This is a genomic window from Methanomethylovorans sp., from assembly GCF_050177135.1.
GTDB lineage: Archaea > Halobacteriota > Methanosarcinia > Methanosarcinales > Methanosarcinaceae > Methanomethylovorans.
Genome location: NZ_JBFXHJ010000227.1, coordinates 1 through 2,556, shown reverse-complemented (window position 1 = coordinate 2,556; position 2,556 = coordinate 1). Strand labels below are relative to the sequence as shown.

2 protein-coding genes are annotated in these 2,556 nt (G+C 46.6%); both read right to left on the bottom strand.

Annotation, left to right across the window (positions count from 1 at the left end; genetic code table 11):
* A partial coding sequence (locus tag AB7U21_RS11840) for an asparagine synthase-related protein (protein WP_428389290.1) occupies positions 1 to 1,742 on the bottom strand: 1,742 nt, incomplete at its 3' end.
* 114 nt (positions 1,743 to 1,856) lie between these two features.
* Positions 1,857 to 2,348 (bottom strand): hypothetical protein, encoded by a 492-nt coding sequence (locus AB7U21_RS11835; RefSeq protein WP_333787571.1) that lies wholly within the window; start codon positions 2,346 to 2,348, stop codon positions 1,857 to 1,859.
* Positions 2,349 to 2,556: the final 208 nt, after the last annotated feature.

Here is a 2,556-nt window from a genome sequence, read left to right as displayed (position 1 = left end):
TTAGCCTGAAGGATGGCCTTTTTCAGATCTTCCAGTTCTGTTTCCTTCTCGCCCTGGGTGATCTGCTCGATGAGAGGAATGCCCATAGCCTCGGCCTGCAATTGCGCCAGGCCGATATTGGGCGTGTGGAACATATAGGAATCGGGATTGATGCTCTTAATTGTGATCAGGCACTCAATGGCATAGTTCTGCTGCTGCATGATATACATGGCATAGTTACTGTCCTTGCCTGAGCTGAACAGCACACCCAGTTTCAGGTTGGGATGATCATGGAACTTTTTGAGGTAATCCGTCTTGGTATTGGATCCCGCTCTTCTGGCAAGCCTGTCGATGGCCTTATCGAACCTGCTGCCATACTGGGCAGCCTGTTTCTTTCTCCGGGTGACCTCCGCAGGTATGCAAAGCCTTTCTCCTACCCTGCGCAGGATGAGCTTGTTCTCAGTATCATTGATCTTGAACTCCGGCGGTATCTTCAGGCCGTATTCCACGAACCTTTTATCAAGATAAGGCACTCGCATCTCGATGTTGTTGTACATGGACACAACATCGTCCCTGTAGGTGTTTTTCTCGTAGATCTTCAGGATATCGGCATAACAATCTCTGCTGATATCTGTGGAACGCTTGTGCCTGTCGTACCCTGCGAACAGCTCATCTGCCCCTGAGCCCGAGAACATCACGCGCATCCCATCCTCCTTTGCTGCCTTGCAGGCAGTGTACATGGTAAGAGCTACACCGACCTTGGGCACATTCGTATCCTCTACAAGGGGCACTACGGTCTTGAGATACTCTTCCGCCTGTTCCAGGTCTATCTGGTGCACCACAAGCTCAAGCCCCAGTGCTTCCGCCACCTTTTTAGCATATTCTATGTCCGGTGGCTCCTGCACGTCCCTGAGGCCAGCACTGTAGCATTTGAAATCCTTTCCGGGAATTTTTCCAAGCTTTCTGCACATGTATGCCAGGATGGTTGAATCCAGTCCCCCTGAGAACAGTATCCCGAAAGGCTCGTCAGGAAAACGGATCTTTACAGCGTTTTCAAGCAACTGTTGCACTTGTTCTGCAATTTGCTCAAAAGTGCCTTCATGCTGAGGAGTAATAAAAAAGAAATTCCGGGTGTAACGGTCCACAGTTCCATTCTTGATATCATAAGCCAGTATCTCCCTCGGGTTGAGCTCTTTTATGTCAGTATAGCCTGTTGTCTTCAATGCCTTTTTCTCCGAGGCGAAGGCAAAACCCTCTGAAAAGCTGTACCAGAGAGGTTTCAGACCAATGATATCCCGCGCAATATAAACTACACCTTCCAGCCAGTAGGCAAATGCATACACACCCCGCAGCATATCCAGAGCGCCACAGATATTTCGCATCACTGCTGTGGGATCTGCGGTATTCACATTGTCATCGTGCAGTCTTTGTTCTATAAGCTTTACAAGCAGATCCGAATCATTGGAAGCATCTATCCGGCAAGCTTCTGCCAGTTCTTTCCAGTTATAGATCTCACAATTGGACGTGAAGATGCCTGCATGAACAAGAGGCTGCCTGGTGAAATTTACCATGGAATGCAGGGTGTGACCAATGATATTGTTCTCATGCGGAAGGTGCAGCTTCTCAGCAGCATCTGCATATTCCTTCCAACCAGGTCCTGCGGCGCCTGTGCCGTCCTTTCCGCGGCCGGACAGTATATGCAACGCTCTGAGAGTTAGTTCGGAAGCGTTCTCCTTGTTAAAAAAGCCAGTAATACCGCACATTTTCCTCTTCCTGTTAGTTACCTTTCGGATCAGCAGGATAAATGCGGTTGCTTGCTAATAACCTATCGCATCTCATCAGGGCATCGAAATTTCCTTGAGGAAAAATGTCCGGGCTCAGGGGTTACAGTTGAACCGGACCCTTTCCTCAGGGGTCAATGAAATATAGAACCTTAGGATGTCATCCGGATCTATGTCGTCTGCGAGTTTGAACCCTCTCTCTGCACCGGCGTTAAGGAACTTTTCTTCCTTTTCATGCTTTTTCAGTATGAGCTCCCTTATCACATCGTCGCTCATAGAGGACATATCTACCCTTTTGAGCAAACCGATGTTTATGAAATTCTCTTCTATGCGCTTATAAAGCTCATCAGCGGTCCGGTAATTTGGCTTTTCCTCTATCACAGCTTCTGCATCCAGTAAAAAGATCTCTTCCCCGTTATCTTTTCTATAGGACAAGGCGATCTTCTTCATTACTATATTGCCGTTCTCGCAAACCACCATATTACGCTCAGGTCTCATTTTTTTACCTCTTGCTGGGCGTTTGATCAAATTAGACCCTGGATGGATGTACCACCATTCTTCTTCCAGCATCAGGTAAAAATCGCTCAAGTTCCTATTTAATGTTTTCTATATTCTACTGTATAATACTACTCATGCTCATCATAGAGCAGGTTTATACAGTTGTTTGCTTCCGGTCATAACAGATAACTAAAATAATATATTGTCAAAACCACTTAAGGGTAAATGAGGGATGCATCATTTTCAGCAAGTTGAAAAATACCGTAAGAAAGTCTTTATTGCCTCTTGCCAAAGGAAT